Origin of the sequence: Mesorhizobium sp. M3A.F.Ca.ET.175.01.1.1 (assembly GCF_004791945.1) — a bacterium.
In the GTDB taxonomy this organism is placed as follows: domain Bacteria; phylum Pseudomonadota; class Alphaproteobacteria; order Rhizobiales; family Rhizobiaceae; genus Mesorhizobium.
The window spans coordinates 78,522-102,281 of sequence record NZ_SRTP01000011.1 but is presented as its reverse complement, the minus strand read 5'-3'; the positions used below and the strand labels follow the sequence as shown (position 1 = coordinate 102,281).

General features: G+C 62.6%; 27 protein-coding genes and 1 pseudogene. 12 read left to right on the top strand and 16 right to left on the bottom strand.

Annotation, left to right across the window (positions count from 1 at the left end):
• Positions 1–12: 12 nt before the first annotated feature.
• The 3 genes from EN818_RS33775 to EN818_RS22810 form a co-directional block, all read right to left on the bottom strand.
• A complete protein-coding gene (locus tag EN818_RS33775; protein ID WP_245454888.1) occupies positions 13–351 on the bottom strand; it encodes an energy transducer TonB in 339 nt (112 codons plus the stop codon).
• A 770-nt stretch (positions 352–1,121) separates the two neighbouring features.
• Positions 1,122–1,574 (bottom strand): hypothetical protein, encoded by a 453-nt coding sequence (locus EN818_RS22815; RefSeq protein WP_095807146.1) that lies wholly within the window; start codon positions 1,572–1,574, stop codon positions 1,122–1,124.
• Between the two features lie 6 nt (positions 1,575–1,580).
• Positions 1,581–3,791: a TonB-dependent hemoglobin/transferrin/lactoferrin family receptor gene (locus tag EN818_RS22810; protein ID WP_129553893.1), complete on the bottom strand. Its 2,211-nt coding sequence runs from the start codon at positions 3,789–3,791 to the stop codon at positions 1,581–1,583.
• Positions 3,792–3,989: 198 nt separating this feature from the next.
• Between EN818_RS22810 and hemP the strand changes: the two genes are divergently transcribed.
• Genes hemP through EN818_RS22785 form a run of 5 tightly spaced genes read left to right on the top strand, consistent with a single transcriptional unit; the run spans position 3,990 to position 8,117 of the window.
• Complete coding sequence (gene hemP / locus EN818_RS22805) at positions 3,990–4,196, top strand: hemin uptake protein HemP (RefSeq protein ID WP_095807147.1); 207 nt, start codon at positions 3,990–3,992, stop codon at positions 4,194–4,196.
• Positions 4,197–4,241: 45 nt separating this feature from the next.
• Positions 4,242–5,303 (top strand): hemin-degrading factor, encoded by a 1,062-nt coding sequence (locus tag EN818_RS22800; RefSeq protein ID WP_095807148.1) that lies wholly within the window; start codon positions 4,242–4,244, stop codon positions 5,301–5,303.
• Positions 5,304–5,314: 11 nt separating this feature from the next.
• The gene (locus EN818_RS22795) at positions 5,315–6,208 is read left to right on the top strand and encodes a hemin ABC transporter substrate-binding protein (RefSeq protein WP_245420401.1); all 894 of its coding nucleotides are present in this window, start codon (positions 5,315–5,317) and stop codon (positions 6,206–6,208) included.
• 9 nt (positions 6,209–6,217) lie between these two features.
• On the top strand, positions 6,218–7,321 hold the full coding sequence (locus EN818_RS22790) for an iron ABC transporter permease (RefSeq protein ID WP_095807150.1): 1,104 nt from the start codon (positions 6,218–6,220) through the stop codon (positions 7,319–7,321).
• 7 nt (positions 7,322–7,328) lie between these two features.
• Positions 7,329–8,117 carry a heme ABC transporter ATP-binding protein gene (locus EN818_RS22785; RefSeq protein ID WP_095807151.1) on the top strand — a complete coding sequence of 263 codons (789 nt, stop codon included), beginning with the start codon at positions 7,329–7,331 and terminating at the stop codon, positions 8,115–8,117.
• A gap of 89 nt (positions 8,118–8,206) precedes the next feature.
• Here EN818_RS22785 and rirA read toward each other — a convergent pair whose 3' ends face one another.
• Complete coding sequence (rirA, locus tag EN818_RS22780; RefSeq protein ID WP_095807152.1) at positions 8,207–8,668, bottom strand: iron-responsive transcriptional regulator RirA; 462 nt, start codon at positions 8,666–8,668, stop codon at positions 8,207–8,209.
• 191 nt (positions 8,669–8,859) lie between these two features.
• On the opposite strand from rirA, the gene EN818_RS22775 reads away from it, so the two are divergent.
• The 3 genes from EN818_RS22775 to EN818_RS22765 all read left to right on the top strand — a co-directional run bounded on the left by EN818_RS22775 (position 8,860) and on the right by EN818_RS22765 (position 11,388).
• Positions 8,860–10,146: a DUF445 domain-containing protein gene (locus EN818_RS22775; protein WP_095807262.1), complete on the top strand. Its 1,287-nt coding sequence runs from the start codon at positions 8,860–8,862 to the stop codon at positions 10,144–10,146.
• A gap of 153 nt (positions 10,147–10,299) precedes the next feature.
• On the top strand, positions 10,300–10,728 hold the full coding sequence (locus tag EN818_RS22770) for a phasin family protein (RefSeq protein ID WP_095807153.1): 429 nt from the start codon (positions 10,300–10,302) through the stop codon (positions 10,726–10,728).
• A gap of 162 nt (positions 10,729–10,890) precedes the next feature.
• Positions 10,891–11,388, top strand: coding sequence for a MaoC family dehydratase (locus EN818_RS22765; protein ID WP_095807154.1), 498 nt, complete (start codon positions 10,891–10,893; stop codon positions 11,386–11,388).
• Between the two features lie 192 nt (positions 11,389–11,580).
• Here EN818_RS22765 and EN818_RS22760 read toward each other — a convergent pair whose 3' ends face one another.
• A complete protein-coding gene (locus EN818_RS22760; RefSeq protein ID WP_095807155.1) occupies positions 11,581–12,999 on the bottom strand; it encodes a PLP-dependent aminotransferase family protein in 1,419 nt (472 codons plus the stop codon).
• 102 nt (positions 13,000–13,101) lie between these two features.
• On the opposite strand from EN818_RS22760, the gene EN818_RS22755 reads away from it, so the two are divergent.
• Positions 13,102–13,965, top strand: coding sequence for a DMT family transporter (locus EN818_RS22755; RefSeq protein ID WP_095807263.1), 864 nt, complete (start codon positions 13,102–13,104; stop codon positions 13,963–13,965).
• Positions 13,966–13,986: 21 nt separating this feature from the next.
• On the opposite strand, the gene EN818_RS22750 is transcribed toward EN818_RS22755, so the two are convergent.
• The 5 genes from EN818_RS22750 to EN818_RS22730 all read right to left on the bottom strand — a co-directional run bounded on the left by EN818_RS22750 (position 13,987) and on the right by EN818_RS22730 (position 17,162).
• Positions 13,987–14,568 carry a hypothetical protein gene (locus EN818_RS22750; protein ID WP_095807156.1) on the bottom strand — a complete coding sequence of 194 codons (582 nt, stop codon included), beginning with the start codon at positions 14,566–14,568 and terminating at the stop codon, positions 13,987–13,989.
• 126 nt (positions 14,569–14,694) lie between these two features.
• Positions 14,695–15,738 (bottom strand): zinc-dependent alcohol dehydrogenase family protein, encoded by a 1,044-nt coding sequence (locus EN818_RS22745; RefSeq protein WP_095807157.1) that lies wholly within the window; start codon positions 15,736–15,738, stop codon positions 14,695–14,697.
• A 32-nt stretch (positions 15,739–15,770) separates the two neighbouring features.
• Positions 15,771–16,250, bottom strand: a complete 480-nt coding sequence (locus tag EN818_RS22740; RefSeq protein WP_095807158.1) for a DUF4262 domain-containing protein — start codon at positions 16,248–16,250, stop codon at positions 15,771–15,773.
• Positions 16,240–16,890 carry a maleylacetoacetate isomerase gene (gene maiA, locus EN818_RS22735; protein ID WP_095807159.1) on the bottom strand — a complete coding sequence of 217 codons (651 nt, stop codon included), beginning with the start codon at positions 16,888–16,890 and terminating at the stop codon, positions 16,240–16,242. The genes EN818_RS22740 and maiA overlap by 11 nt, the downstream gene beginning before the upstream one ends.
• Positions 16,887–17,162, bottom strand: coding sequence for a fumarylacetoacetate hydrolase family protein (locus EN818_RS22730; protein WP_280952448.1), 276 nt, complete (start codon positions 17,160–17,162; stop codon positions 16,887–16,889). Before EN818_RS22730 ends, maiA begins: the two co-directional genes overlap by 4 nt.
• A gap of 203 nt (positions 17,163–17,365) precedes the next feature.
• Here EN818_RS22730 and EN818_RS22725 point away from each other — a divergent pair, with 203 nt between their 5' ends.
• Positions 17,366–18,049 (top strand): response regulator transcription factor, encoded by a 684-nt coding sequence (locus EN818_RS22725; RefSeq protein ID WP_095807160.1) that lies wholly within the window; start codon positions 17,366–17,368, stop codon positions 18,047–18,049.
• A gap of 95 nt (positions 18,050–18,144) precedes the next feature.
• Here EN818_RS22725 and EN818_RS22720 read toward each other — a convergent pair whose 3' ends face one another.
• A complete protein-coding gene (locus EN818_RS22720; RefSeq protein WP_129553897.1) occupies positions 18,145–18,744 on the bottom strand; it encodes a hypothetical protein in 600 nt (199 codons plus the stop codon).
• A gap of 184 nt (positions 18,745–18,928) precedes the next feature.
• Positions 18,929–19,645, bottom strand: a complete 717-nt coding sequence (locus tag EN818_RS32820) for an RHS repeat-associated core domain-containing protein (protein WP_245420407.1) — start codon at positions 19,643–19,645, stop codon at positions 18,929–18,931.
• A gap of 289 nt (positions 19,646–19,934) precedes the next feature.
• Here EN818_RS32820 and EN818_RS34485 point away from each other — a divergent pair.
• Positions 19,935–20,074, top strand: a pseudogene (locus tag EN818_RS34485) (carbon monoxide dehydrogenase); the annotation flags it as partial.
• Positions 20,075–20,284: 210 nt separating this feature from the next.
• A complete protein-coding gene (locus EN818_RS22705; protein ID WP_095807264.1) occupies positions 20,285–21,307 on the top strand; it encodes an acyltransferase in 1,023 nt (340 codons plus the stop codon).
• An 8-nt stretch (positions 21,308–21,315) separates the two neighbouring features.
• Here the strand turns inward: EN818_RS22705 and EN818_RS22700 are convergent, their stop codons facing one another.
• The 4 genes from EN818_RS22700 to EN818_RS22685 all read right to left on the bottom strand — a co-directional run bounded on the left by EN818_RS22700 (position 21,316) and on the right by EN818_RS22685 (position 23,676).
• Complete coding sequence (locus EN818_RS22700; RefSeq protein WP_095807162.1) at positions 21,316–21,801, bottom strand: SRPBCC family protein; 486 nt, start codon at positions 21,799–21,801, stop codon at positions 21,316–21,318.
• Between the two features lie 70 nt (positions 21,802–21,871).
• On the bottom strand, positions 21,872–22,381 hold the full coding sequence (locus EN818_RS22695; RefSeq protein WP_165350024.1) for a GNAT family N-acetyltransferase: 510 nt from the start codon (positions 22,379–22,381) through the stop codon (positions 21,872–21,874).
• A complete protein-coding gene (locus EN818_RS22690; RefSeq protein WP_245420402.1) occupies positions 22,381–23,136 on the bottom strand; it encodes a copper homeostasis protein CutC in 756 nt (251 codons plus the stop codon). Before EN818_RS22690 ends, EN818_RS22695 begins: the two co-directional genes overlap by 1 nt.
• Before the next feature lie 105 nt (positions 23,137–23,241).
• Positions 23,242–23,676, bottom strand: a complete 435-nt coding sequence (locus EN818_RS22685; RefSeq protein ID WP_135905100.1) for a cupin domain-containing protein — start codon at positions 23,674–23,676, stop codon at positions 23,242–23,244.
• Between the last annotated feature and the right edge of the window lie 84 nt (positions 23,677–23,760).

The following is a 23,760-nucleotide window of genomic DNA, read 5'->3' as shown; positions in this document are numbered from 1 at the left end:
CCTTGGCGATGTTTACTGATCGGCCGTTCCGTACGGGCCTATTGGGGCTCTGAAGCGCCAGCTTGAAATCCCAATCTCCGGCGGGATGGGCGGAAAGGGGGCCTGCTGACGCACCAGGTTCAAGGCGAATTGATCGAGTTCGGGCGAGCCCGAGCTCTTGGCGAGTTGCAACTCCGTGACGCTGCCGTTGGCGAGAACCACGAAACTCACGGTGGCGTTGTTCCGGGCCTTGGTTTGCGCCGCTTTCGAAACCCGACGATTTGCCCGAGCAAGCTTGTTCGCGACCTCGCCGCTGTATCGCGACTTGGCCGCGTCGCCAGTCGCAGTGCTTGCCTTGCCTTTGCTGGCGATCGACGCTTTGACTTCTTTGCCGTCCGCAGTGCCGCGCGCGTCGGCTGTCCTGCTTGCGGAGCCGGATCCTTGTGATGCGCTCGGCCTTGCCGTTGGGATGGGCGGCTGACCCGTGTAGTCGGGTTCAGCGCTTTCCGATTGCTGGTTGGAGGCACTGCCGCCGCGCTTGTCGGAGCGGGGCTTTGAAGATCACTTCGCGTCGTTCCGGCAGCCAATATGTCAGTGGCCGCACGTGGCTGTTTGAGGGGTTGCGCTGCCGGCTGAGAGACAACGGCCGTCGATGGTCGTAGCTGAGAAGCGTTGACTGACGGTGCAGGCGGCTGAGGTCTAGCCGGTTGCGGAGGCACCAGGGAAACGTTGACCGAGCCCGGCAATTGCCCATCCGTGGCGCTGCCGACTACGCTCGAGCCCGCTCGATCGGCGCCTTCCGCGTTCATGGCGTCCTGGAAGTCCAACGTTGCGGCAGGCGCAATCAAGAACGCGGCCGCCAATGCCGCATGGAGCGAGCCCGACGCGCCGATCGCAGCACCCCATTTGAAGCTCCTCTCCGGCGCGCTTGGTCGCGCTAGAGGCTCGCCCGGAGCTGCCGTCAATTCGCTGCTGGTGTCGGAAGTTTCGGTGGTGTCCTGCATGGCGCGGGCCGAAAGCTGCCGCGACCAGTCACAAATTGTCAAATCAAGATCGCTTGCCGCAAGCGGCGGAAAGCCTCTGCCGGCCAGAGGCCAGGCGATGGCGTCGCGCGCGAATGCCGGCTCGATCCCCACCGCTTGTCAGACCCCGAAAGCGATGCCGGTCTTGGTCGAGGTCTTCAGCCTGCGCAAACAGGCTGCCGGGTCGATGCCCGAGCCGGCGCATTCGGCCGCGCTGTTGATCAGCACGCGGCTGAGCTTGCCGCAATCGGCGCTGGCAAGGTCGAAGCGCGTGACCTTTGTCTTGCCGGCGGGCAGGTCCTTGAAGTCGAGCACGGTGAGGCGGTCGACGACGCCGGCCTCGTTGAACAGCGCGATCTCGAAAGCAGCCTTGGACAGGTCGGAGCCGAGGGCGTTGTTGACCACGAAGGTCAGCCGGCAGCCCTTGTCCGAGGGCTGCGCGGCATTGAGTTCCAAGCTCAATGTCTGCACTGGGGCCGCCGCCGGCGTGGATTGGGTCCACGCCGGCGCCGGGCCAAGCGACATCGCCAGCACCGAGATCAGGAGACGAAGCGATGTCGTTGAACGTGGCATTTCCGGTCAGCCTCCAAAACGCATGGTTGCCGCCAGCTTCAGCGTGACGCCGGGTTCGTAAAGGACGGCAGTCGTGCTTCCGTTGAGCGGGTTGGTGTATTTGACGTCGAACAGATTGTCGGCGCGGAAGTCGAGCTTGAGATTGTCCGTCGCCTGGTAGCTGGCGAAGGCATTGACCAGCGTGTAGTCCTTGGCGACCGGATTGCCCTTGGGCTTGCCATTGTACTGCACTTCGCCGCCGACGGTCAGCTTGTCTTCCAGGAAGCGAAGGCCAAGCTGGCCAGTGACCTGCGAAGACGGAATCGTGGCGAGGTCGGCCCGCTCGCCTTCATACGAAATCGTGTAGCCGTCGATGATCGAGGCGGAGAGGCCGGCATAGCCCCAGCCGGCGTCGTAGACGCTTTCCAGTTCGAAACCGTCGATCTTGGCCTTGGCAAAGTTCTGATACTGGAAGCAGATCGGAATGCCGGGTCCGAATGGGCAGCCGCTGGTCGGATCGAACGCCGACAGCACGACCCCATCGATGTAGTCGTCGACATTGTTGCGGAAGTAGGCGGCCTTCAGCCTCAGCGCATCGCTGGCCTCAAGGATATCATCCTGCTTGTAATTGACGCCGAATTCGATGGTCTTGCCGGTCTCGGGCCGCAAATTGGGATTGGGAAGGAACGGGAAGGTGACACCGGCCGGATGATTGCCGCTGATGAGCGTCTCCGTGAGCGAGGGCGAGCGATAGCCTTCCGCGTAGGTGCCGTAGAACTGCAGGCCGGCCAGGCTGGGGCTTTCGAAAGGGGAGACGCCGACGGTGATGCGCGGCGACAGCCGGTCGCCGGATGTCTCGCTGTCGGAATCTTTCAGGCTGTAGCTGTCGTAACGCAGGCCGGTGATGACCTCGAGCCAGTCCCAGGTCAGCTTGTCCTGGACGTAGGCGCCGGAGACGTTGCGCTTGCCCGATGGCGTGTAGAAGCTGTCGCCGCCGGCCGTGCCGCCTGTCTCGACATCGTCGCCGACCCAGTCGCCGCCGTAGGTCAGCTCATGCGCGATGCCGGCGGTGTCGAAGCGCGACGTGTTCCAGATGTCGATGCCAGTCGTGCCGACATCGAATGTCGACAACGAGCCGGCCGGCAGCACCACGGGAAGGCCGGTAATTGGGTCGAACCGGTTCTGCGGGATCAGCGTCGTCAGGTCGAGGTCGGTCTTGTTGTAAGAGGCGTTGATGTGGAGATCGAGCCAGCTCCTGGCATCGTCGGTGATGTTGTAGCGGGCCGTGAATGTGTTGGATTTCAGGTCGACATCGTTCGCCGGAACGCCGCCGCTGGTCTCCGTCCAGCCATCGCTGGAGCCGACCCAGCCGAGCTTCAGCTCGCTGTTCTCGCTTGGGCGGATGGTGGTCTTGAGAAGCCCGCTCAGCACATCGAAGCCGGTGCCGGCGACAGTGTCGCCGCCGCCGTCCTTGTAGTCGTCGTAGTTGCGGTAGACGATGTTGCCGAGAACATCCCAGTTTTCGTTGAAGCGGTAGGCGCCGCTGGCACTGGTGGTCCAGCCGTTGCCGTTGCTCTCGTAGCGCCCGGTGACGGAGGCGGCCCAGGTCTCATCCGGCTTCAGGAAATCCTCGGCGTCCTTGGTGTCGAAGAAGACGACGCCGCCGATGGCGCCGGAGCCGTAGGTGTTGGCGACGGGACCGCGGATCACGTCGACCGATTTGACGAGTTCGGGATCGATATAGAAGGTCGATTGGGTGCCGTGGTCTGAGCGCTGAAAATCCTGCCTCGCACCGTCGACGATCACCGCGACGCGGCCGAAATCCTGCAGGCCGCGGATGTTGATGCTGGAGCTGACGCGCCGCGCGTCGGCCTGCACGGTGACGCCGGGCACACCGAGCAGCATCTCGTTCGGCGTGGTCGCCATGCGGCGCTCGAGCTGCTCCTGGTCGACGTGGCTGGCCGAAGCCAGCGACTGGATCGCGGTTTCGCCGGTGCGGCTGATGACCAGGATCTTGTCGAGCAGCGTCGTGTCGTCGGCGGCCTGCTGGTCGGCATTCTTCGTTTCAGCGGCCGGCTGGTCGGTCGCCGGCTGCGCCGCTTGTTGCGCTTTCGCAGCCGGCATGATGAGCGCGACTGCCGCTGCTCCGGCCATCAATATGGCGGTTGTCTTTGCACTCGATCGGTAGCCTGCGCCTGCGTTCGCCTGGCCCGTCCGTCCCCAATTCCCCAGCCCCATGCCCCAGCTCCAATATTCAGGCTCGCTGCTGGCTGGCACGGCGCTCGCTCGCATTTTTGATCATGTCCGGCGTCATAAATGTTGACTCATTCACTCCGGTAATGCACTGACTAATAAACATGAGTTTTATAGTCAAGAATTGAATCACCATTTTACGAGGCCGCCGCAGAAGGGGCCGGCAGAGGAAAGGGACCGACCATGAACACGCACAATCCGCATGACTTCCGCTATCGCGCGCGCCGTTCCGACGACGCGCGGGCGCGCTTCGAGCGCGTACCGATGGCGGTGCGCACCCTCTCCAGCAACACGCTGTTTCAGGGCGAACATGAGATCGGCATCGAGCATCACGGCGCGCTCTACCGATTGAAGATCACCCGCCAGGGCAAGCTGATCCTCAACAACTAGATCAGCCGGCCAAGGACGAGCAGACAACAGCAGGCAGGTGGAGACATGGATCAGCGCGTGACACTCTCGCCGGACGAGATCCGGCGGGCGCGGGAAGACAATCCGAAGATGCGCGAGCGCGATCTTGCAGCCCAACTCGGCATTTCGGAAGCCGAACTGGTCGCGGCTCATTGCGGGCATGGCGCGGTGCGCATCGAGCCGCGTGTCAGCGATCTGCTGACCGGCCTTGACGCAGTGGGCGAGGTGATGGCGCTGACCCGCAACGAAGGCGCCGTCCACGAAAAGATCGGGGTCTACGACAAGGTCGTCACCGGCAACCACAATGCCATGGTGCTCGGCGAGAACATCGACCTGCGCATCTTCCCGAAAGTGTGGGCGCATGGCTTCGCCGTCGACAAGCGGGACAGTGGTGAGATCCGCCGCAGCCTGCAGTTCTTCGACGCATCTGGCGAGGCGGTGCACAAGGTGCATCTGCGCCCCGCGTCCAATCTCTATGCCTATCAAAAATTGGTGGCGAGCCTGGAATCATCGAACCAGGAACCGACGATCGCGATTGCCGAAAGCGCTGCGGAAGGCGAGGGGGAGGCCCAAGGCCCGCTGGCCAGCATCGATGATCTGCGCGATCGCTGGAGCCGGCTGACGGACGTGCATCAGTTCTTCGGCATGCTGAAGACCCTCAAACTCAGCCGCCGCGAGGCGGTGCGTATGGTCGGCCAGGACTATGCATGGCTGCTCGACAATGACGCCGTCAGCGCCATGTTCCACCACGCAGCGGAAGGCGAGATGCCGATCATGTGCTTCGTTGGCAACCGCGGCTGCATCCAGATCCATTCCGGCCCGGTCAGGTCGGTCAAGCCGATGGGGCCATGGATCAATGTGCTCGACGACAGCTTCCACCTGCATCTCAGGACCGATCACATCCATGAAGTCTGGGCGGTGCGCAAGCCGACCAACGACGGTCATGTCACCTCGCTCGAGGCATATGACGCCAATGGCGGCATGATCATCCAGTTCTTCGGCAAGCGGCACGAAGGCGAGGGCGAGCGGGAGGACTGGCGCTTCCTCGCCGAAAACCTGCCGCGCGTTCCCAGCCCGACCGCGGCATGAGGCAGAACCCAATGCGCGTTGCTTCTCGTTCCCGCCTGACACTGGCGCCCGTACTCAGCGTGCTTCTGGCTTTCGCGGCTTTGCCGGCCAGAGCCAACGACGGTACAACAGTGTTCTCCGATCCCTCGCGGATCGCATCGATCGGCGGCTCGGTCACTGAGATCGTCTATGCGCTCGGCGAGGAGGGCCATCTCGTCGCCCGCGATTCGACCAGCTATTACCCCAAGGCCGCGCTGAAACTGCCCGATGTCGGCTATATGCGTGCGCTGTCGCCGGAGGGCGTTCTGTCGGTCAATCCGAGCGGCATCCTGGCGCTCCATGGCAGCGGGCCGAAGGAAGCGGTCGACGTGCTGAAGAAATCGAGCGTGCCCTTCATCGAAGTGCCCGAGCACTACAGCCATGACGGCATTCTCGAAAAGATCCGCATTGTCGGCAGGGCGCTCGGCGCCGACGCCAAGGCCGAGAAACTGGCGGCCGACATGGACGCGAAGCTGAAGGCCGCCGAGAAGCAGACGGCTTCAATCAAGGAGCGCAAGCGCATCCTGTTCGTGCTGTCGACTCAGGGCGGCAAGATACTGGCCGCGGGCAGCGACACGGCGGGCGCCGGCATTATCAAGCTTGCCGGCGCGATCAACGCCGTCGAGGGGTTCTCCGGCTACAAGCAGATGTCGGACGAGGCCATCGTTACCGCCCGGCCGGACGTGATCCTGGCCATGAAGAACGCCGGACGGCCGATTTCGGAAGACGAGCTGTTCGCCAACCCCTCGATCGCTTCGACACCGGCGGGTGCTGGCCGCAAGGTGATCAGCATGGATGGCGGCTATCTCCTGGGTTTCGGGCCGCGCACGGCCGAAGCCATTCATGACCTTGCGGTCGCGCTCTACGGCGATCAGGTCACGGATTGACCGGCCGTCATGGCGGACCAGTCGATCGCGGGCGCGGCGGGCAGGGTGGCGATGGCAGCCGATGGCGACCGCTCCGCGCGGGCCAGGACGGTCATCCTGCTTTTGACGCTTGCCCTTGCACTGTCCATGCTCCTGTCGTTGATATCGGGCGCTTCCGACGCGTCCGGCTTGGGTGTTGTCCTTTATTGGCTCACCGGGACCGTGCCCGCCGATCCGGCACTCGCGGCTCGTGATCAGCTGATCGTCTACGACATCCGCTTGCCGCGCATCCTCCTCGGCGTGCTGATCGGCGCCGCGCTCGCCGTCTCCGGGGCTGTGATGCAGGGATTGTTCCGCAACCCGCTTGCCGATCCCGGCCTGATCGGCGTCTCGGCCGGGTCCAGCCTCGGCGCGGTGGCGATCATCGTGCTCGGCACGACATGGTTCGCGCCCGTCACCATGGCCCTCGGCACGCTCGCCTTACCGCTGGCCGCGTTCCTCGGCGGGATGACTGTCACCTTGCTGCTTTATGCCGTCGCCACGCGTCAGGGCAGGACATCGGTTGCCACGATGCTGCTTGCCGGGCTGGCGATTGCAGCCCTCGCCATGGCGCTCACCGGCGTCATGATTTTCATGGCTGATGACCGGCAGTTGCGCGACCTGACGTTCTGGCAGCTCGGCTCGCTCGCCGGGGCGACATGGCCGAAGATCGGCACCGTCGGGCCGGCGATAGTGCTCGCGTTGGCGACGATGCCGTTCCTGTCGCGCGGTCTCAACGCGCTGGCGCTCGGCGAGGCGACCGCAGGCCATCTCGGCATTCCGGTGCAGCGGCTGAAATACACGGCAATCGTCGCCGTTTCGGCGGCGGTCGGCGCTTCGGTTGCGGTGAGCGGCGGTATCGGCTTCATCGGCATCGTCGTGCCGCATCTGTTGCGCCTCGCGATCGGTCCGGACAACCGCTACCTGCTGCCGGCTTCGGCCTTGCTCGGCGCCTCGCTGCTTCTGCTCGCCGATGCGGTCGCCCGCACCATTGTCGCACCGGCCGAACTGCCGATCGGCATCGTCACGGCCGTCGCCGGCGCGCCGTTCTTCCTATGGATCCTGCTGCGCAAGCGCGGCATCGTCGATCTGTGAGCCGCCGATGATGGAAGCACGCGGCATTTCGGTGGCACTTGGCGGCAAGCGCATCGTGTCTCATGTCGATTTCGACGCGCGGCCGGGCGAGGTGACGGCAATCGTCGGGCCGAACGGATCTGGCAAGACGACCCTGCTCAAGGCGCTGACAGGCGAGCTTGCCTATACCGGCACGGTCACGCTCAATGGCTATAGCGTGTCCGCAATGACGCCGGCGGAGGCAGCGACGCTTCGCGCCGTGCTGCCGCAATCCACGACGCTATCTTTCCCGTTCACCGTGCGCGAGATCGTTCGCCTCGGCCTGATCGGCGGGTGCCCGGGCGTGCTGCCAGGCGAGCATGCGCGCCTGCCGGAACGGGCGCTGGCGCGCGTCGATCTCGACGGCTTTGCCGGGCGCTTCTACCAGGAGCTTTCCGGCGGAGAGCAGCAACGGGTGCAGCTTGCCCGCGTGCTCTGCCAGGTGTGGGCGCCGGTGCTGGCGGGCAGGCCACGCTATCTGTTCCTCGACGAGCCAGTCTCCAGCCTCGACGTCAAGCACCAGCTCATCATCATGAACATCGCCCGCGATTTCGCCCGGCGGGGCGGCGGCGTAGTGGCCATCCTGCACGACCTCAACCTGACCGCCATGTATGCCGACCGCATGTTCGTGCTGCATCGCGGCCAACTGGCAGCCGCCGGTTCGCCCAAGGACGTGCTCAACGACGCCCTGATCGAGAAGGTGTTCGACTGCCGATTGAAGGTCGGCGCGCTGCCCGAGGCAAGCGTGCCTTTCGTGCTGCCACAATCAGCCGCGTAGGCTTGGCGGCGAGGGACGGTTTCCTGCCTTCGTCATCCACCGGCGGAGCGGCAGCGAAGCGGACGCGGAGATCGCGGGCGCGTTCCGGTTCAAGCGGCCGGGGCGCGCTGCTCCAGGAGGTCGATGCCAAGCAGGCTGCGCACGTTCGGGCGCGCCGCGATGAGGTCGGCGATCGTGTAGCGGGAGAGCACGGCGAAGAAGGCGTTGAGCGCCTCACGCAGCGCCGAATTCAAGGCGCAGCTGTCGACCAAAGGGCATTCGGCGGCGTCGTTCTCGAAGCATTCGGCCATGGCGAAGCTTTCTTCGGTGACGCGCACGACATCGAACAGCGTGATCTGTTCGGCCGGGCGGCCGAGCCTGACGCCGCCGTTCCTGCCACGCACGGTCTCGACCAGGCCGGCCTCGACCAGCGGCTGGAGGATCTTGAACAGGAACAGTTCCGACACCGAGTAGGCGGTGGCAATCTCGGGGATTCGGCTCAGCCGGTCCGTGTTGGCTGCGCAATACATCAGGATGCGCATGGCATAGTTGGTCTGGCGGGTCAGCCGCATTTCGTCCTCATGAAAGCAATCGCTTAACCGCGAATATGGCCCATAGTTTGGAATAATTCCAGACAAGCCTCGCATAATAGGTGAATTCGCTCGTCAACTTTATGTGCGTGGACACGGGAATGTTGAATACCGGGCATTTTGCGGCACGCCACCCTAGATATGGCGCAAGACTGATCAGGAGCGGCTCGACCATGTCACAATCGGTTCAGGCCAGCGTTGCCTTCGGCGGCGATACCGCCAAGCTTACCGCGCTCAGGCGCACCAAATCCGTTGCCGCAGCGGCGCTGGCGCTTTGCATCGCCGTCTTCGCGCTCGCCAAGTCCTTCCAGGGCAGCCAACCATGGCTCGGTTTCGTCGCTGCCTTCGCGGAAGCGGCGACCATTGGCGGGCTGGCCGACTGGTATGCCGTCGTTGCACTGTTCAGGCGGCCGCTCGGGCTGCCGATCCCGCATACCGCCATCATTCCTGAGAATCAGCACCGCATCGCCGACAATCTCGGCCGCTTCATCGAAGCCAATTTCCTGGCGCCGGAACCAGTGCGGGAAAAGCTCGCCGAGGTCGACTTCGCCGCTTTGGTCGCCGATTGGCTGGCCGACGCCGAACGCGCCGCCGGCCTGTCGCGGTTCGTCGCCCGGCTGGTGCCGCAAACCCTTGCGGCGGTCGAGCAGTCCGGGTTACGTGACTTCGTCACCAGCCGCATGCTTGAGCAGATCGAAAAGGTGCCTCTGGCGCCGCTCGCCGCAGAGCTTCTGTCGGCGATGACCGAGGACCGCCGCCACCAGAAGCTCTTCGACGAATTCACCAGGGTGGTCGGACGTTTCCTGAACGACGAGCAGGCCTTGGCGACGATGCGCGAAAAAATCCGCGAGGAACTGCCTTCGCTGTTCAACCTGTTTCGTGCCGATGCCTATCTCTTGAAGAAGATCGTCGCGTCCGCCGGATCGCTGCTCGAGGAGGTGCGCACCGATCCCGACCATCCGATGCGATCCGAGTTCGACCGTTTTACAACAGGATTTATCGAGCGGCTGCGAACGTCCAAGCAATATGCCAGACGCGCCGAGAAGATGAAGCGCGATTTCCTGGTCCGGCCGGAGATGAAGGCGCTGGCGGGCGACATGTGGACAAGCCTGCGGCTCTTGATCGAGCAGGACGCCAACGCGCCCAATTCGGCGATCCGCGCGCATCTCGCCAATATGTTTGTCGAGATCGGCCGCCAACTGGCCGACGATGCCCGGATCAGGGCGGACATGAACCGGGGCTTCGTCGTGGCGCTGGCATCCTTCGTGGAGAACCAGAAGAGCGGCGTGTCGAAATTCATAGCCGACCAGGTCAAGCGCTGGGACCTGGGTCAACTGACGCGGCTGATCGAGATGAACATCGGCAAGGACCTGCAATATATCCGCTTCAACGGCATGGTGATTGGCGGACTGGCCGGCCTGGTGCTGTACACGGCGGAGCGGCTCTTTCTCCTCGATTGACGCGGGCTGGGCGCGCACTATTCTCCCTTGAAGCGCATCGCGCTGACACGGATTCAGGCAATGCGCTTCAAGGCCTTGTTTTGATGCAAAACCGCTGCACACTTCTGGGCGACATGCATTGAGGCAGCGCAAGGCGGATCGGGAGGAAGTGAGATGGCCAAGCGACCGGAATCCGACTCTTTTCTGGACATGTTCAGCAGGTTCGGCCGCGACCTCAAGGTACCGAATGTCGATGTCGAGGCGATCATCAGCCATCACCGCAAGAATCTCGAAGCGCTTGAGAAATCGGTGAAAGCAGGGGCCGCCGGCGCATCTTCGATGATGTCCAGGCAGCGCGAAATGGTGCAGGAGGCGCTGCACGAGATCGCCGATATGGCGCAAAACTACAAGGTTCCTGGCAATCCACAGGACCTGGTCGCAAGGCAGGCGGAGTTTGCCAGGAAGTCTTTCGATGCGGCGTTGAGGAATGCCGGCGAGGTGGCTGAGATGGCCAGGAAATCCGGCGCCGAATCGGTCGAGATCCTGCGCGAGCGGATCAAGGAAGCAATGGCGGAAATCCGCGCCGGCTACGACAAGAAGTAGGCTGCCCCAATTTCCTGCAGGCCTCGGGATCGCCTCTGTGTGGCGGCGTTGCCGTCGCACGACCGCAAACGTCCGGTGCGGGCTAACCAAAACCCGAAGGATGAATTGACAGAGGCGGCCGGTTCGTGGACCGGGAGACGGGCAGAGCCACGGGAAGCAGGAATGACGGAAGCACGGCCGAAGACGCCGCCGACCTTCGAGCAGTTGAGGACGATGGCCGGACAGGAGATCGGCGTATCGGACTGGACGACTGTCGATCAGCACCGCATCGACCAGTTTGCCGAATGCACCGGCGACCATCAGTGGATCCATGTCGATCCGGAGCGCGCGAAACGGCAGAGCCCGTTCCGGACCACCATCGCGCACGGCTATCTGACGCTGTCGATGATCGGCGCGCTGGCGCTGGAGATGGGCATCGTGCCCGAGAACACGCAGGCCGCCTTCAACTACGGCTTCGATAAGGTGCGCTTCCTGGCGCCGGTGAAGGTGGGCGCGCGCATCAGGCTGCGCACCACGCTGCTATCCATGGAAGACCGCGGACCCGGCCAGTATCTGATGAAGGCCGCCAACACCGTCGAGATCGAAGGCGAGCAGAAGCCGGCGTTGACCGCCGAAACGCTGGTCATGATGTATGAGCGCCGCAAGCGGGCAGGGACTTAGGATCTGCTGATATTCAGGTGAAGCCGGTCTGCAAACGGCGTCTTCCTGCGCTTCCGGTGCTCACGCGCCGGCCTTCGCCGGCCGAAGCCGTCACAAGTGTCTCCGCTCTATGAAGGCTACGGCCGGCGTAGAGAAACCACCATTTTCGACTCGGCCTGACCTGAACCTCACCCGATCGACAATCCGCCAACTCTATGCAGCTTTGCGATGAGATGCTGCCATCGACTTTTCGAGCGTGCTGAAGATGCGCTGATCTCCGCATTGGGCGACGTTGAAACGCATGAAGCGGCCGGCGGTGTGCGACAGGCTGAAGGCATTGCCCGGAGCCAGGACGACATTGTCCGACAGGGCGTGGCGGGCGACGTCGGCGGCGTCGATGCCCTCGGGCAGGCGGCACCACAAGAACATGCCGGCTGGCTGGTCGATCCAGGGCGCGATACCTAACGCCTTAAGCCTGGCGGCGGTTTCGGCCGTGGCGCGCGCCAGCCGCGCGCGCAGCTGTTCGACATGTTTGCGGTAGCTCCCGTCCTTGAGCAGCGTCAGTATCAGATTCGCCGACAGTCGCCCGCCGCCGAACGTGGTGGCGATCTTGAGATCGATCAGCCCTTCTATCCAGTCGCGGGGTGCGGCGATGAAGCCGCAACGGATCGAAGCCGACAGTGTCTTGGAAAAAGAACCGATCTGCACGATGCGGCCGAGGCCGTCGAACGCCGCCAGGCGCGGCGCCGGCGTGTGCTCGAAATCGGCGAAGATGTCGTCCTCGATGATGGCGAGGTCCGCTTGATCGGCAAGCTTCAACAGCCGATGCGCCACGACCGGCGACAGGACGGCGCCGGTCGGATTGTGAAGGGCGGAATTGGTGATGTAGAGGCGCGGCCGATGCTCGGTCAGCGCCTGCGCGAACAGGTCGATATCGGGCCCGGACGGCGTCATGGGAACGCCGACGACCTTGGCCCGGTGTGCACGCAGAAGCGCATGGAAGTTGAAATAGCAGGGGTCGTCGACCAGCACGGCGTCGCCCGGCTCGAGCAGGAAACGGCACAGGAGATCGATCGCCTGTGTCCCGGATTCGGTGAGCATGATCTGGTCGGGCGAAGCCTCGAGCCCATGCGCCGAAAGGCGGCGGGCGAGCAGCTGCCGCAGCGCCGGCAGGCCGAGCGGCGTGCCGTAGTCGGCAAGCGTCGCATCGTCGGCGCGCGCCGCTCCTCGCAATGCCCGGCGCAACGCGGCCTGCGGCATCCAGGAGGCCGGCAGCCAGCCGCAGCCGGGTTTCAGCATCTCGCCGCCTGCTTCAAGCGACTGGCGCGAAACCCAGAGCGGATCGACGGCACGGTCCAGTCGCGGGCCGATCTCGGCCAGCGACAGCGGCGCGAGAGGACCGGCGGCGTAGAAGCCGGAGCCCGGCCGCGAGCGGATCGTGCCCTCGGCGGCAAGACGCTCATAGGCTTCGACCACGGTCGACTTCGACACCTGCATCATGCCGGCGAAGGCGCGGATCGAAGGCAAGCGCGCGCCAGGGGTGAGAATGCGCGCAGCAATCCGCTGCCGGATCGCTGACATGACGGTCTCGACGAGCGTTCCGCCGCCGGCATTGGGGTCGGGCGTGTCCATCTGTACTTCCCTGCATGCCATTACAGTTTTGCGCAATTGTACCCTATTGTCTCTGGCGGCACCATGGCCAGCACCGCTACGCAAGCGCAAACGGAGCGGATCATGGACAAGAGTTTGGCGGGCTGGATCAACGGCTTCATCGGCGTGCTGATCTTCAGCGGCTCGCTGCCGGCGACGCGCGTGGCGGTGACTGATTTCGATCCGACCTTCCTGACATCGGCACGCGCGGCGATTGCCGGACTGCTTGGCATCGCCCTGCTGCTGCTGTTCCGCGAGAAACGTCCGCAGCGCGGAGACCTCATCTCGCTGGTCGTTGTCGCGCTGGGTGTGGTGGTGGGCTTTCCGCTGCTGACAGCGCTGGCGCTGAAGCACGTCACCACGGCTCATTCCATCATCTTCGTCGGCCTGCTGCCGCTGGCCACCGCGATCTTCGGCGTGCTGCGCGGCGGCGATCGTCCGCGCCCGGCCTTCTGGCTGTTTTCATGCCTCGGCAGCGCCCTGGTCGCGGGTTTTGCCCTCTCCCAAGGCGTCACCGCCTCACCGATCGGTGATGGCTTGATGCTCGCCGCCATCATCGCCTGCGGGCTGGGCTATGCGGAAGGTGCGGCACTGTCGCGCCGGCTCGGCGGCTGGCAGGTGATCTGCTGGGCGCTTGCTCTGTCGCTGCCGGTCATGCTGGCACTGAGTTTTGCGACGCTGCCGCCATCCTTCGCCGGCGTCGGGTCGGGCGCATGGATCGGTCTGGCCTATGTCTCGCTGTTCAGCATGCTGATCGGCTTCGTGTTCTGGTATCGCGGGCTGGCGCAGGGCGGCATCGCCGCCGTGGGACAATTGCAGTTGCTGCAGCCCTTCTTCGGCCTGGCGCTGGCGGCGACGCTGCTGCACGAGCAGGTCAGCCCGCTGATGGTGGTCGTCACGCTCGGCGTCGTGGCCTGCGTGTTCGGCGCCAAGAAGTTTGCGAAGTAGGGGTACTGCTGTTGTTGATGCTCACTGAGGCGGCTTGCCTATGTACGCTAAACCAGGACACTCGGAAGAATCGACGACCTTCTCGCGATCCTCGTAGCGCTTGACGAATTTGCGCCCCGTCCATTCAAAATCTTGACGCACGCACACCGGATTTTCGGAAGGCTCCACCCAAGCAACTCTCATCAACCGGCTTCGCACGTAGTATTCCAAATCCAGTTGGTAGCCTCCGGGAATCCAAAAGAGTTGACCGGTGCGCAAGTCGATCATGCGAGCCGCAATGCAAGCGTTACCGCAATTGACCAGAACAACGGAGAAGTGGCCGCCGAAATCGGCACCGTGTTTCATTGCTTCGCGAATATCCGGCTTAACTGCCTGTGCCCAAGAATCATTAGGGTGAATTTGGATGTTCTTGGCAGCCTTCTTTTGAAAAATTTTCGCCGGAAAATCCTCGAACCGCAGAGTGGATTCCTTTCCCGTCCCTGGTTCATCGGAGGTCGAGGCGCTCTGACTTGGCGCTTGGGCTCCAGTGGCAAGTCCACTGTCTTGCGCCCAGGCACTGAGCGTAGGCCACAGCAACAAAAGACAAAGTAGAAAAAGTCTCATTTCCGGTCCCAGCCACGAGAATGGATGTTGTCTATCTATGCGTGCGCTTTTAGTGTAGTCAACTTAAAATTGTGTATGGGCTGACGCCGGTCGTAAAGTGATCGCGGAAAAGTTTTAATCGGATAACTACCCGAACTTCGTCACCACGCCGATGCCGATGCCTTCAAAACCGCCCATCGCCATAAGGGCTGCCGGCGCTTCCTCGAGGCTGATCCTCTTGCCGACCAACAGTTCGGGCTTCAGCTTGCCGGTGCGGATCATCTCCATCATTGCTGAATACCGATAGGCCTGCATGCCGTGGCTGCCGCGGATTTCGAGTTCGAAGGCGATCACCTTGTCCATCGGCACCTGCGGGCGAGCGTGCTCGCCGAGCATCAGCCCGACCTGAACGTGACGGCCGCGCCGGCGCAGGTTGGCGATCGAGTTGAACGAGGTGGTGGGATGGCCAAGCGCGTCCATCGACATATGCGCGCCGCCATTGGTGATCTGCTTGACCGCTTTGACCACATTGGGCGTCGTCGAGGCGTTGATCGTCGCCACCGCTCCGATCTTTCCGGCGAATTCCAGCTTCTCGTCGGTGAGGTCGATGGCGATGACATTTGCGCCCATGGCGCTGGCGATCATGATCGCCGACAGGCCGACGCCGCCGCAGCCATGCACCGCCACCCATTCTCCCGGCGTTACCCGGCCCTGATCGACGATGGCGCGGAACGAAGTGACGAAACGGCAGCCGAGACTGGCGGCGGTGGCGAACTCCATCTCGTCGGGCAGGCGCACGAGATTGGTGTCGGCATGCTCGATGCCGACATATTCGGCGTACGAGCCCCAGCCGGTGAAGCCCGGCTGGGTCTGGTGCTCGCAGACCTGATGGTTGCCCGAAGTGCATTCGAAACAACTTCCGCAGCCGACGGCGAAGGGAACGGTGACGCGGTCGCCCGCCTTCCAGCGGCTCACCTGCTTGCCGGCAGCGACGACGACGCCCGCCAGCTCATGTCCAGGAACATGCGGCAGCGTGATGCTGTCATCGTGTCCCATCCAGCCATGCCAGTCGCTGCGGCAAAGGCCGGTCGCCTCGACCTTGATGACGACGCCGTCCGCCGCCGGCTTCGGGTCGGGGACGGTCTGGATCGTCGGCACCTCGCCGAATTTCTCGTAGACGACAGCTTTCATGGAAGTGCTTTCATATGTTCAGTTCAACAAGTCTAAGTTGACGATGGGGCTTGGTCGAGAAGTGGCTGCCGCTTGCGAAACCACTCGTCGGCCTCGGCGTCCCACGGCCAGATGCCGGAGGTATTCGGATAGACGAGTTGCATGACCTGGAAATCCAGACCGTCGTAGAACCAGATGTCCCAGCCGAAATGTTCTGGATACTGGTCCGGATGAACCGAGCCGAACTGGCACTCGAAACCGCCGCCCAGGAAACCTGACGCCCTCTGTCCGATCTGGAACCTTTCGCCGTTTCTCACCCTTCGGCAATACTCGTTGATGATACTTTGGGAAAGCTCCGGTTTCAGCCCGACGACGACCAGTTCCGGAACTTCGAAATTGTGCTCAATCCCGACGGAGTAGGCGAAAGGCGGAAGCTCGTCTTCTTCCAGCACGCACAGAATGTGGCAGCCATACGCTTCGATATCGGCGAGCGTCTTCGCCTCCTTCGCGTCCTTGGCTTCTCTATTCCGCATCGATCTGGTTCTGCGGAGCCGCCTTCTGGAAGGCGGGGAGCGCCATGCAGGCGGCGTGGATGCGCGAGATCATCGGGTAGGGCGCCATGTCGACGCCGAAGCGGGCGTTGTTGGTGACCTGCGCGGCAAGGCAGATGTCGGCCAGACCGGGCTCATCGCCATGACAGAATGTGCCGGTCTCAGGCGACGAAGCCAGAATCTTCTCAAGCGGCTGGAACCCTTCGTTCACCCAGTGCCTGAACCAGTTGACGACATCCTCGTCGCCGGCGCCGAACAAGGTCCGCAGCGAGGTGAGCACGCGCAGATTGTTCACCGGATGGATGTCGCAGGCGATCATCTGCGCCAGCATCCTGACCCGCGCCCGGCCCAGCGCATCCTTCGGCAGCAGCGGCGGCTCGGGCGCGATCTCGTCGAGATATTCGATGATCGCCAGCGACTGCGTCAGAAGCCTGCCGTCGTCCAGAACCAGCGCCGGCACCAGTCCTTGCGGATTGACCGCGAGATAGGCCGGCTCGAGATGCTCGCCATGGCGCAAATGATGCGGCACATAGGTGTAGCTCAGCCCCTTCATCTCGAGCGCGATCCGCACCCGGTAGGAGGTCGAGGAGCGGTAGTAGTTGTGCAGGACAAGGTCGCTCATCGCTTCGGCTGCCCGATGGTCATCTCGATCTTGCCGATGCCGTCGACACCGCCGGTGACAGGCGGGTAGGGAATCTCGACGCCGCTATCGACGACGGCGTCGGCCGGCTTGGTGAAGGAGAAGGGCGGGTCGCGCTCGTCATTGCCGGACTCGCGCGCATGAGCGGCGTAGTTGCGGCCGACGCAGAAGATGCGCCGCACAGCAAACCGCTCGGCCGAGCCGGCGACGGCAACCGAAGCCATCGCGGGCGGCGGAAGGACGAAGTCGATCATCGGCGAGCTCTGTGTTGGCATGGATCTGTCCGCACATTCGGCCGATTTGGCCAGCCGGGCAAGGCATTAGCACGCGAAACCATATGACCCTGTCCTTTTGCCGGCAGGCGGCTTCGGGCGATGTACTGATTGGCAATAATCTGGCCATGGTGACGGGGCTATCCTGTGCCCGACGAAACCGAACCGGTGCCCGAACCCCAGCAATGACCGCCGTCAACGATCGCGCCCGCTTCCTGATCATCGACGACCACCCGCTGTTTCGCGAGGCGCTGCACAGCGCCGTGCAGATGGCCTATCCGGATGTCGACACGGTCGAGGCGCGTTCGATCGCCGAGGCGATCGATCTGCTGGCCGGCGCAAAACCGTTCGACCTGGCGCTGCTCGACTTGAGCATGCCCGATGTGCACGGCTTCGAAGGGCTGCTGCAACTCAGGACCCGCTATCCGCGCCTGCCGGTGGTGATCGTATCAGGCCATGAAGAACCGAAGATCATCTCCGAAGCGCTGTCTTATGGCGCCGCCGGCTTCATCCCGAAATCGGCGCGCAAGAGCGATCTCGCCGCCGCCATCCGCTCGGTGATGGACGGCGCTGTCTATGTGCCGGAAAACTACGAGGGGCAGCCGCCGGACCCCGACAGCACCGACCGCGCCGACATGGTGCAACGGCTGGCCAAGCTGACGCCGCAGCAATTGCGCGTGCTGCAGATGCTGCGCCAAGGCATGCTCAACAAGCAGATCGCCTATGAGCTGCAGGTGGACGAGACCACCGTGAAAGCCCATGTCTCGGAGATTTTGCGCAAGCTCAACGTCTACAGCCGAACGCAAGCGGTGATCGAGGTCTCGAAGCTGGACAATGCGGAGCTGTTTCGGGATCAGGCGGGGTTTTAGAGGTGGTTCGAAGGTGTGATGGTACCACAATTCCCCGGTAAGTTCCGGCCAAAAAGTGCACTGTCACAGTAATTCTTATTCATTACCAATTCGATTCATGACGATAACGGCTGGCTCCAGCGGTCAACAACGGATTGTCCATTCAGGTTGTGCAAAATCATCTGATGAAAAGCAGATGTATTGGCGACTACATTAAAGTACCGTTCAAATTCTTCGTCGACCTCGCTTCTAAATACATCGGCCTCCAAGATGGCATCATCGATATCGAGCCGGATTTTCGAAATAGACATTAAGTCTTGTATAAAGTAGTCGACAGTATCAACAAGATTGGCAAGGCAGTTTTTCAAGCAAATGTCATCAAAATGTTCTGCGTACTCACAAAAATTTAAAGCGCAAAATGCAGCATTCTGCGCAAAGACGCAGTCTCTTCCTGGATAAACTTCGCAATCTGGGACAGATAAAGAAATATTTTTGGATGCTTCCATCACATCGGCATTTGATGGGAAAGCTGTCGAAAGTTTGTATACTATGTTCCAAATAAGTTTCTCGTCTACCAAATTTTCCTCCTTGCAGAATCGCGCATACTCAGGAGTTATCCTTGACGAGACTAGTGCACAAAATCTGTACTTATGCTCTATCGACATCAATTTGGCTTTGCCAAAAAAGTCTTCAATCTTTTGCGAAACATTCGGCATGGATCACTACCTACTCAATTCAACAAGGCTACGCCCCGGCGCGTGGCCTCTGCGGCACATCCGCCGCAAAATGGGCGGCTTGCAGCCACGCCTAGCGGGGTCAAACCCATGCTGTCAGCTGCGTTTGGTGCATTGATCTCAGCGTGCGTTCCCGGAACTCCAACCCCCTCGACTTCATTGGCGTTCAACGCAGCTCTTTGAGCAGGTGTGAGTCTGCCTGTGCTTGATGACACGACAAATGTGCCTTCTTTCGTGGGCACAACCGCGGTTGTTCTTTTGTCTGAGAGAATTTATCAAGTTGATTCTGAATCGTGATAGACCTCTCAATGGCAATTTCTTGCGGTGAGCTAGCTGGGGTGGTGAACGCTCCAAGGAATCCGATAGTCTTACCTACAAGACCACCAGCCATCAAGGGAAACTTTCCGGGATCTAATTTCGGCAGAGATTTTTTCTTATCCAACGCCTCATCAGGTGGTTGGTTATCTTTGGTCGTCGTAACTCCATCAGCGGTTGGAACTGTTTTCCCGCTCCCTTCGCCGGTGTGAGAGGATGCCTCTAACCCTTTTCCTCCAAAGGCGTTGCTAATGGCCTCGCCGATTTTTCCAAGTGCATCACCCAGCCAGCTATGCCCATTCGGGTCGCTCTTATTGATGGGGTCGTTCTGGGCATACGCATATCGGTTGGTGCCAACACCAGGCAGCGTCGGATCCCAATCATCGGGCGAGATGAACCTTCCGAGCACCGGATCCATATACCTGGCATTGAGGTAGAGCAGTCCGGTCTCGGGATCGAAGCGCTCGCCGATGTAGCTCTTCTGCGTCTGGAAGCCTGAGTTGAGGCGCTCGCCATAGGTGGCGTAGTTGGTGGCTTCGGCGATGGCGCCTGAGTTGTCGGTGACCATGCGCACCGAGGCCAGATGATCGCGGTGCAGGAAGAACTTGGTCGCGCCGACAACCTTCATGTCCGGGTGCGGATAGCGGGTGTGGACCTCCGAGCCCGGGATTGCTGGATCGATCTCGACCGAAGCATCGGCATAGAGCGTGGTGGCGAATGAAGAGGCTTTTTTCGCTCGCGCGCCGTCAGGTCCGTAGCTCAGGTTGACGGTGTTGGATGAGAGCGTGACGGTCTTGAGCCGGTTGGCCTCGTCCCAGGTCAGCGTGCGGGTGCCGTCCGAGGTCAGATTGCCGTTGGCGCTTGCCAAGAACTTTGCAGCTTCGGCGCTCGAGAGCGTGCCAAGGACCTGATGAGCGATCTTCATGCCTCGGCCGAGTATCATGCCAACCTGATCACAGTGATGGCCAAGCGCGCGGTGGCCGCGGCGAGCGCCTGAAAGGGCGTAGCTTCGGAAAGGAAAAGGGGCGGCCGCGGCCCCTTTTCCTTTGCAGTGGGCGGCTTGGCGGGTGAGGGCGATCCAAATCACGGACTTCGCACTTGCACAAAATTATCCCGCACTGCAAAATGACCCTGGCGGGAATACAAAGGGTCCGAAGCACGCGGTCATCTGCATCGCATTCGGATCCGCAGTTGCGAAGGGATGGGCATGACCGACATCTCCGCAGCGTCTGTTGTCCTGCCACGGGCCACAGCCGACAGCGCGGCACGAACCAGGCTAGCCTATCTCGACGGCTGGCGCGGCCTGTCGATCGCGCTCGTGCTGATCGGGCATTTCTTTCCGGTACCGGGAATCAATCTCGGCGTGCTTGGCGTCGAGTTCTTCTTCGTGCTCAGCGGGCGGCTGATGGCCGAGATCCTGTTCATCGAGCGCTTCCCGCTGAAAAAGTTCTTCAAGCGGCGCTTCTCGCGCATCTATCCCGCGCTGCTGGTGTTCGTGATTGTCGCCATGATCGGGCTTGCGGGCACCTTCGTCGCCTTCAAGTGGAAGGCGGCGCTCACGGCGCTGACATTCACCTACAACTATGCCGGTATCTTGCTCAATCGGGCCGGCGCGCTCGACCATATCTGGTCGCTTTGCGTCGAGGAGCATGCCTACATCATCCTGGCGCTGGTCAGCGTCGCGGTTTCGGGACGCGCCAATGTGGTGCGGCTGCTGGTAGTGCTGTCGGCGCTTGCCATGGCCAACGGCGCCGTCTCCTACTGGGTTCTCGGCATGGACTACGAGACCAGCTACTGGCGAACGGACGTGCATATCGCCTCGATCCTGCTTTCGGCGGCGATCTGCCTGCTGAAGGCTGATGGACGGCTGCCGGCATTCCTGAAGAACCAGCATGCGGCACTGGCGGCGGCCGCGGGTGCGATCTTGCTGTTCCTCGATCCGGTGCCGACGCCGGTGCATTACCTGCTGGGCGTGCCGCTGCTCGCGCTCGCCGTCAACGTGCTCGACTTCGCAAACGGATATGTGACCGGGTTGCTGTCGTCGCGGCCGATGGTGATGCTCGGACTGTGGTCCTATTCGCTCTATCTGTGGCAGCAGCCCTTCTACAAATTCGTCTATGATCGGAACGTCGCGTCCCTCCCGATGCTGGCTGCTGTCTTCGCCTGCGCGCTCTGCAGCTATTACATCGTCGAGAAACCATCGCGCAGCTGGCTCAACCGCAACTGGTAAGCCACGGGTCAGGGTTTGCTTTGCCTCTGCGCGGCCAGATAGCGCCGCAGCCCGGCTTCGCCGCGCGGCGTGGTCCAGCGGTGATTCCAGGCGAAGGCGGGCCTGAGCAGCGGCGCCAGGAGCTTGAGGATCGGCCTCTCCACGATTACCTCCCAGGTCAGCTTCACATGTGTGCCGCTTCCCGACGGTGACAATTCAGCCCGCCACAGCCCGTCGAAATCGCCGAAAGTCTTCACCACGACCAGACGGCCCGGCTCGAGTTCGGCCGCCTCAATGATGAAGTTCAGCTCATAGGGCAGGGCGCCCCGGGCTCTGGCCCGCGCCCGCGAGCCGACGACGCCTTTGCCCTTCTTGTCGAGCGGCTCGACTTCCTTGTAGGCGTCGCCCCACCAGAGCGGCAGAAGCTCGGCATCCGAGAGGACGTCCCATACTTCCCGGGGCGTCGCTTCCGGGATGTCCCAGCTTTCGTCGAAACGGAAGACATTGCTTGGCATGATCTAGCGCCCCCAGCCAGCGGAGCAGCGAGATTAGCCCTGGCTTGTTTTGGTGGCCAGTGGCCGCTCTTCAAACCACTGGCCTGGCGTAATAGCGCACCGACTTCATGCCACCATGGATGACGGCGTCGCCGACCTCGACAAAACCGAGTGCGGCGTGGAAGGCGTCGGAAGCCGGGTTCGGGGGGTCGGCATTGACCTCACAGGTGACGATCGTGTGGCCGGCGCGCCGGGCATGCTCGAACAGATCCTCATAGAGCCGACGCGCATGGCCGCGGCCTCGCGCTTCCGCCGCCACCACCACGCGGTCGACATAGACGAAACGCGGATAGCGCTCGCGAAACCACAGGAAGTTCGGGCTGTCGTAGCCGGCATCCTGGTCGAAGCACATGATGAAGGCTTCGAGCCCGCCAATGCGACGCATGTAGAAAGCTTGCCCGAGCAGGAACGACAGCCGCTCCGGCTCCAGCCAGGACAATTCGGCGGCGTGCTCGTTGTTGAGAGCCAAAATGGCAGCCTCATCATCGGGCGAGAGGCGTTCGATCGGCTGCCGATCTGTCGATATCGTCAGTTCCGGCATCAGGCCCTCGCTGCCGCGATCGTTGCCGCAACCAGGGTCCCATCGGTCACCGTGGTGCGATACTCGCGGTCGAGATCGGTGCCGCCCATGCCGACATGCGGGTTGCGGTAGCGCATGGCGCTCGGGACGTCGGCGAGCGCGGCGAAATGCATCTCGGTCAGGCCGGTTCGCCTCAGGACCTCGCCGATGTTGCCGGGCGCCAGTCCGCCGCAGCCGAGAATGATGATGCGCTCGCCGGCCAGGCGGACGAGCTGCGCCAAGAGGTCGGCGCCTTCGAGCGCCGTGTCGCGCTGGCCGCTGGTCAGCACGCGGCCGACCTTGCAGCGGATCAGCGCCTCAAGCGCTTCGAGGGGGTCACGCGTCATGTCGAAGGCGCGGTGGCAGGTGACGTTGAGCGGGCCGGCGGCCTCGACCAGTTCGCTCATGCGCCTCTCCTCGATGGCGCCGTCCGCCGTCAGGCACCCGACAACGACACCGGCAACGCCAAGGTCGCGAAGCGTGCCGACATCGGCGAGCATCGAGCGGTATTCGGCATCGCTGTAAAGAAAATCGCCGCCGCGCGGGCGCACGATGACATGGAAGGGAATGGTCGCGGCCTGGAGGGCGGCGCGCACCGTGCCGAGGCTCGGCGTGATGCCGCCTTCCACGAGGCTGGCACAGAGTTCGACCCGGTCAGCGCCGGCCGCCTGCGCAACGAGCAGTCCGTCTATGCCTTCGACGCAAAGTTCAATCAGGGGCTTTTGGGCGTCGGTCACCAGCGTCCGTCCATGCTGCAGGGATGACCAGCCCTAGCATCGGCGTGTTGGCCGTGAAAGCCGCAACGATCGGTCCAGAATGAAACGCCCACGATGACTGTGAGCCTATTGCTGCAGGATGGTGTTCTTGGCGCCCTGCTCGACCTGGTCGATCACCAGCAGCTTGACCGGATCGGCACCGACATTGATGGCCTGGTGCCATTGTCCGATCATCTCGACAATGAAATCGCCTGTCTTGTAGGTGTTGCTGGCGCCGGTCTCGACATTGGTGACCTTAAGCGTGCCGGCTCCGACATAGGCATAGCGCGGGAAGGGGTGCTTGTGCACCGGCAGGGTCGCGCCAGGTGCGATCTGGTAGGCCGATACCTGAACCTCGACATTCTTCTGCGGCAGCGTGATCGGCTGGCCGGAGGCCGTGGTCGTCTTCGAGGCCAGCGGCGTCACCACGACCGGGGTGCCGCTGCTGTCAAGCGCAAGCGCCGAAGGTGCAAATGACGCAGCCGCCAGCAGCAGAATTGTCGATGCCAAAATTTTTCGCATGATGTCCTCCAAACGGCGGCAAGATCGCGCGGGCGGCGTTCGCACGCAAGCCTCGCGCCCGTCTTGCCGAGCTCGGCGACCCCT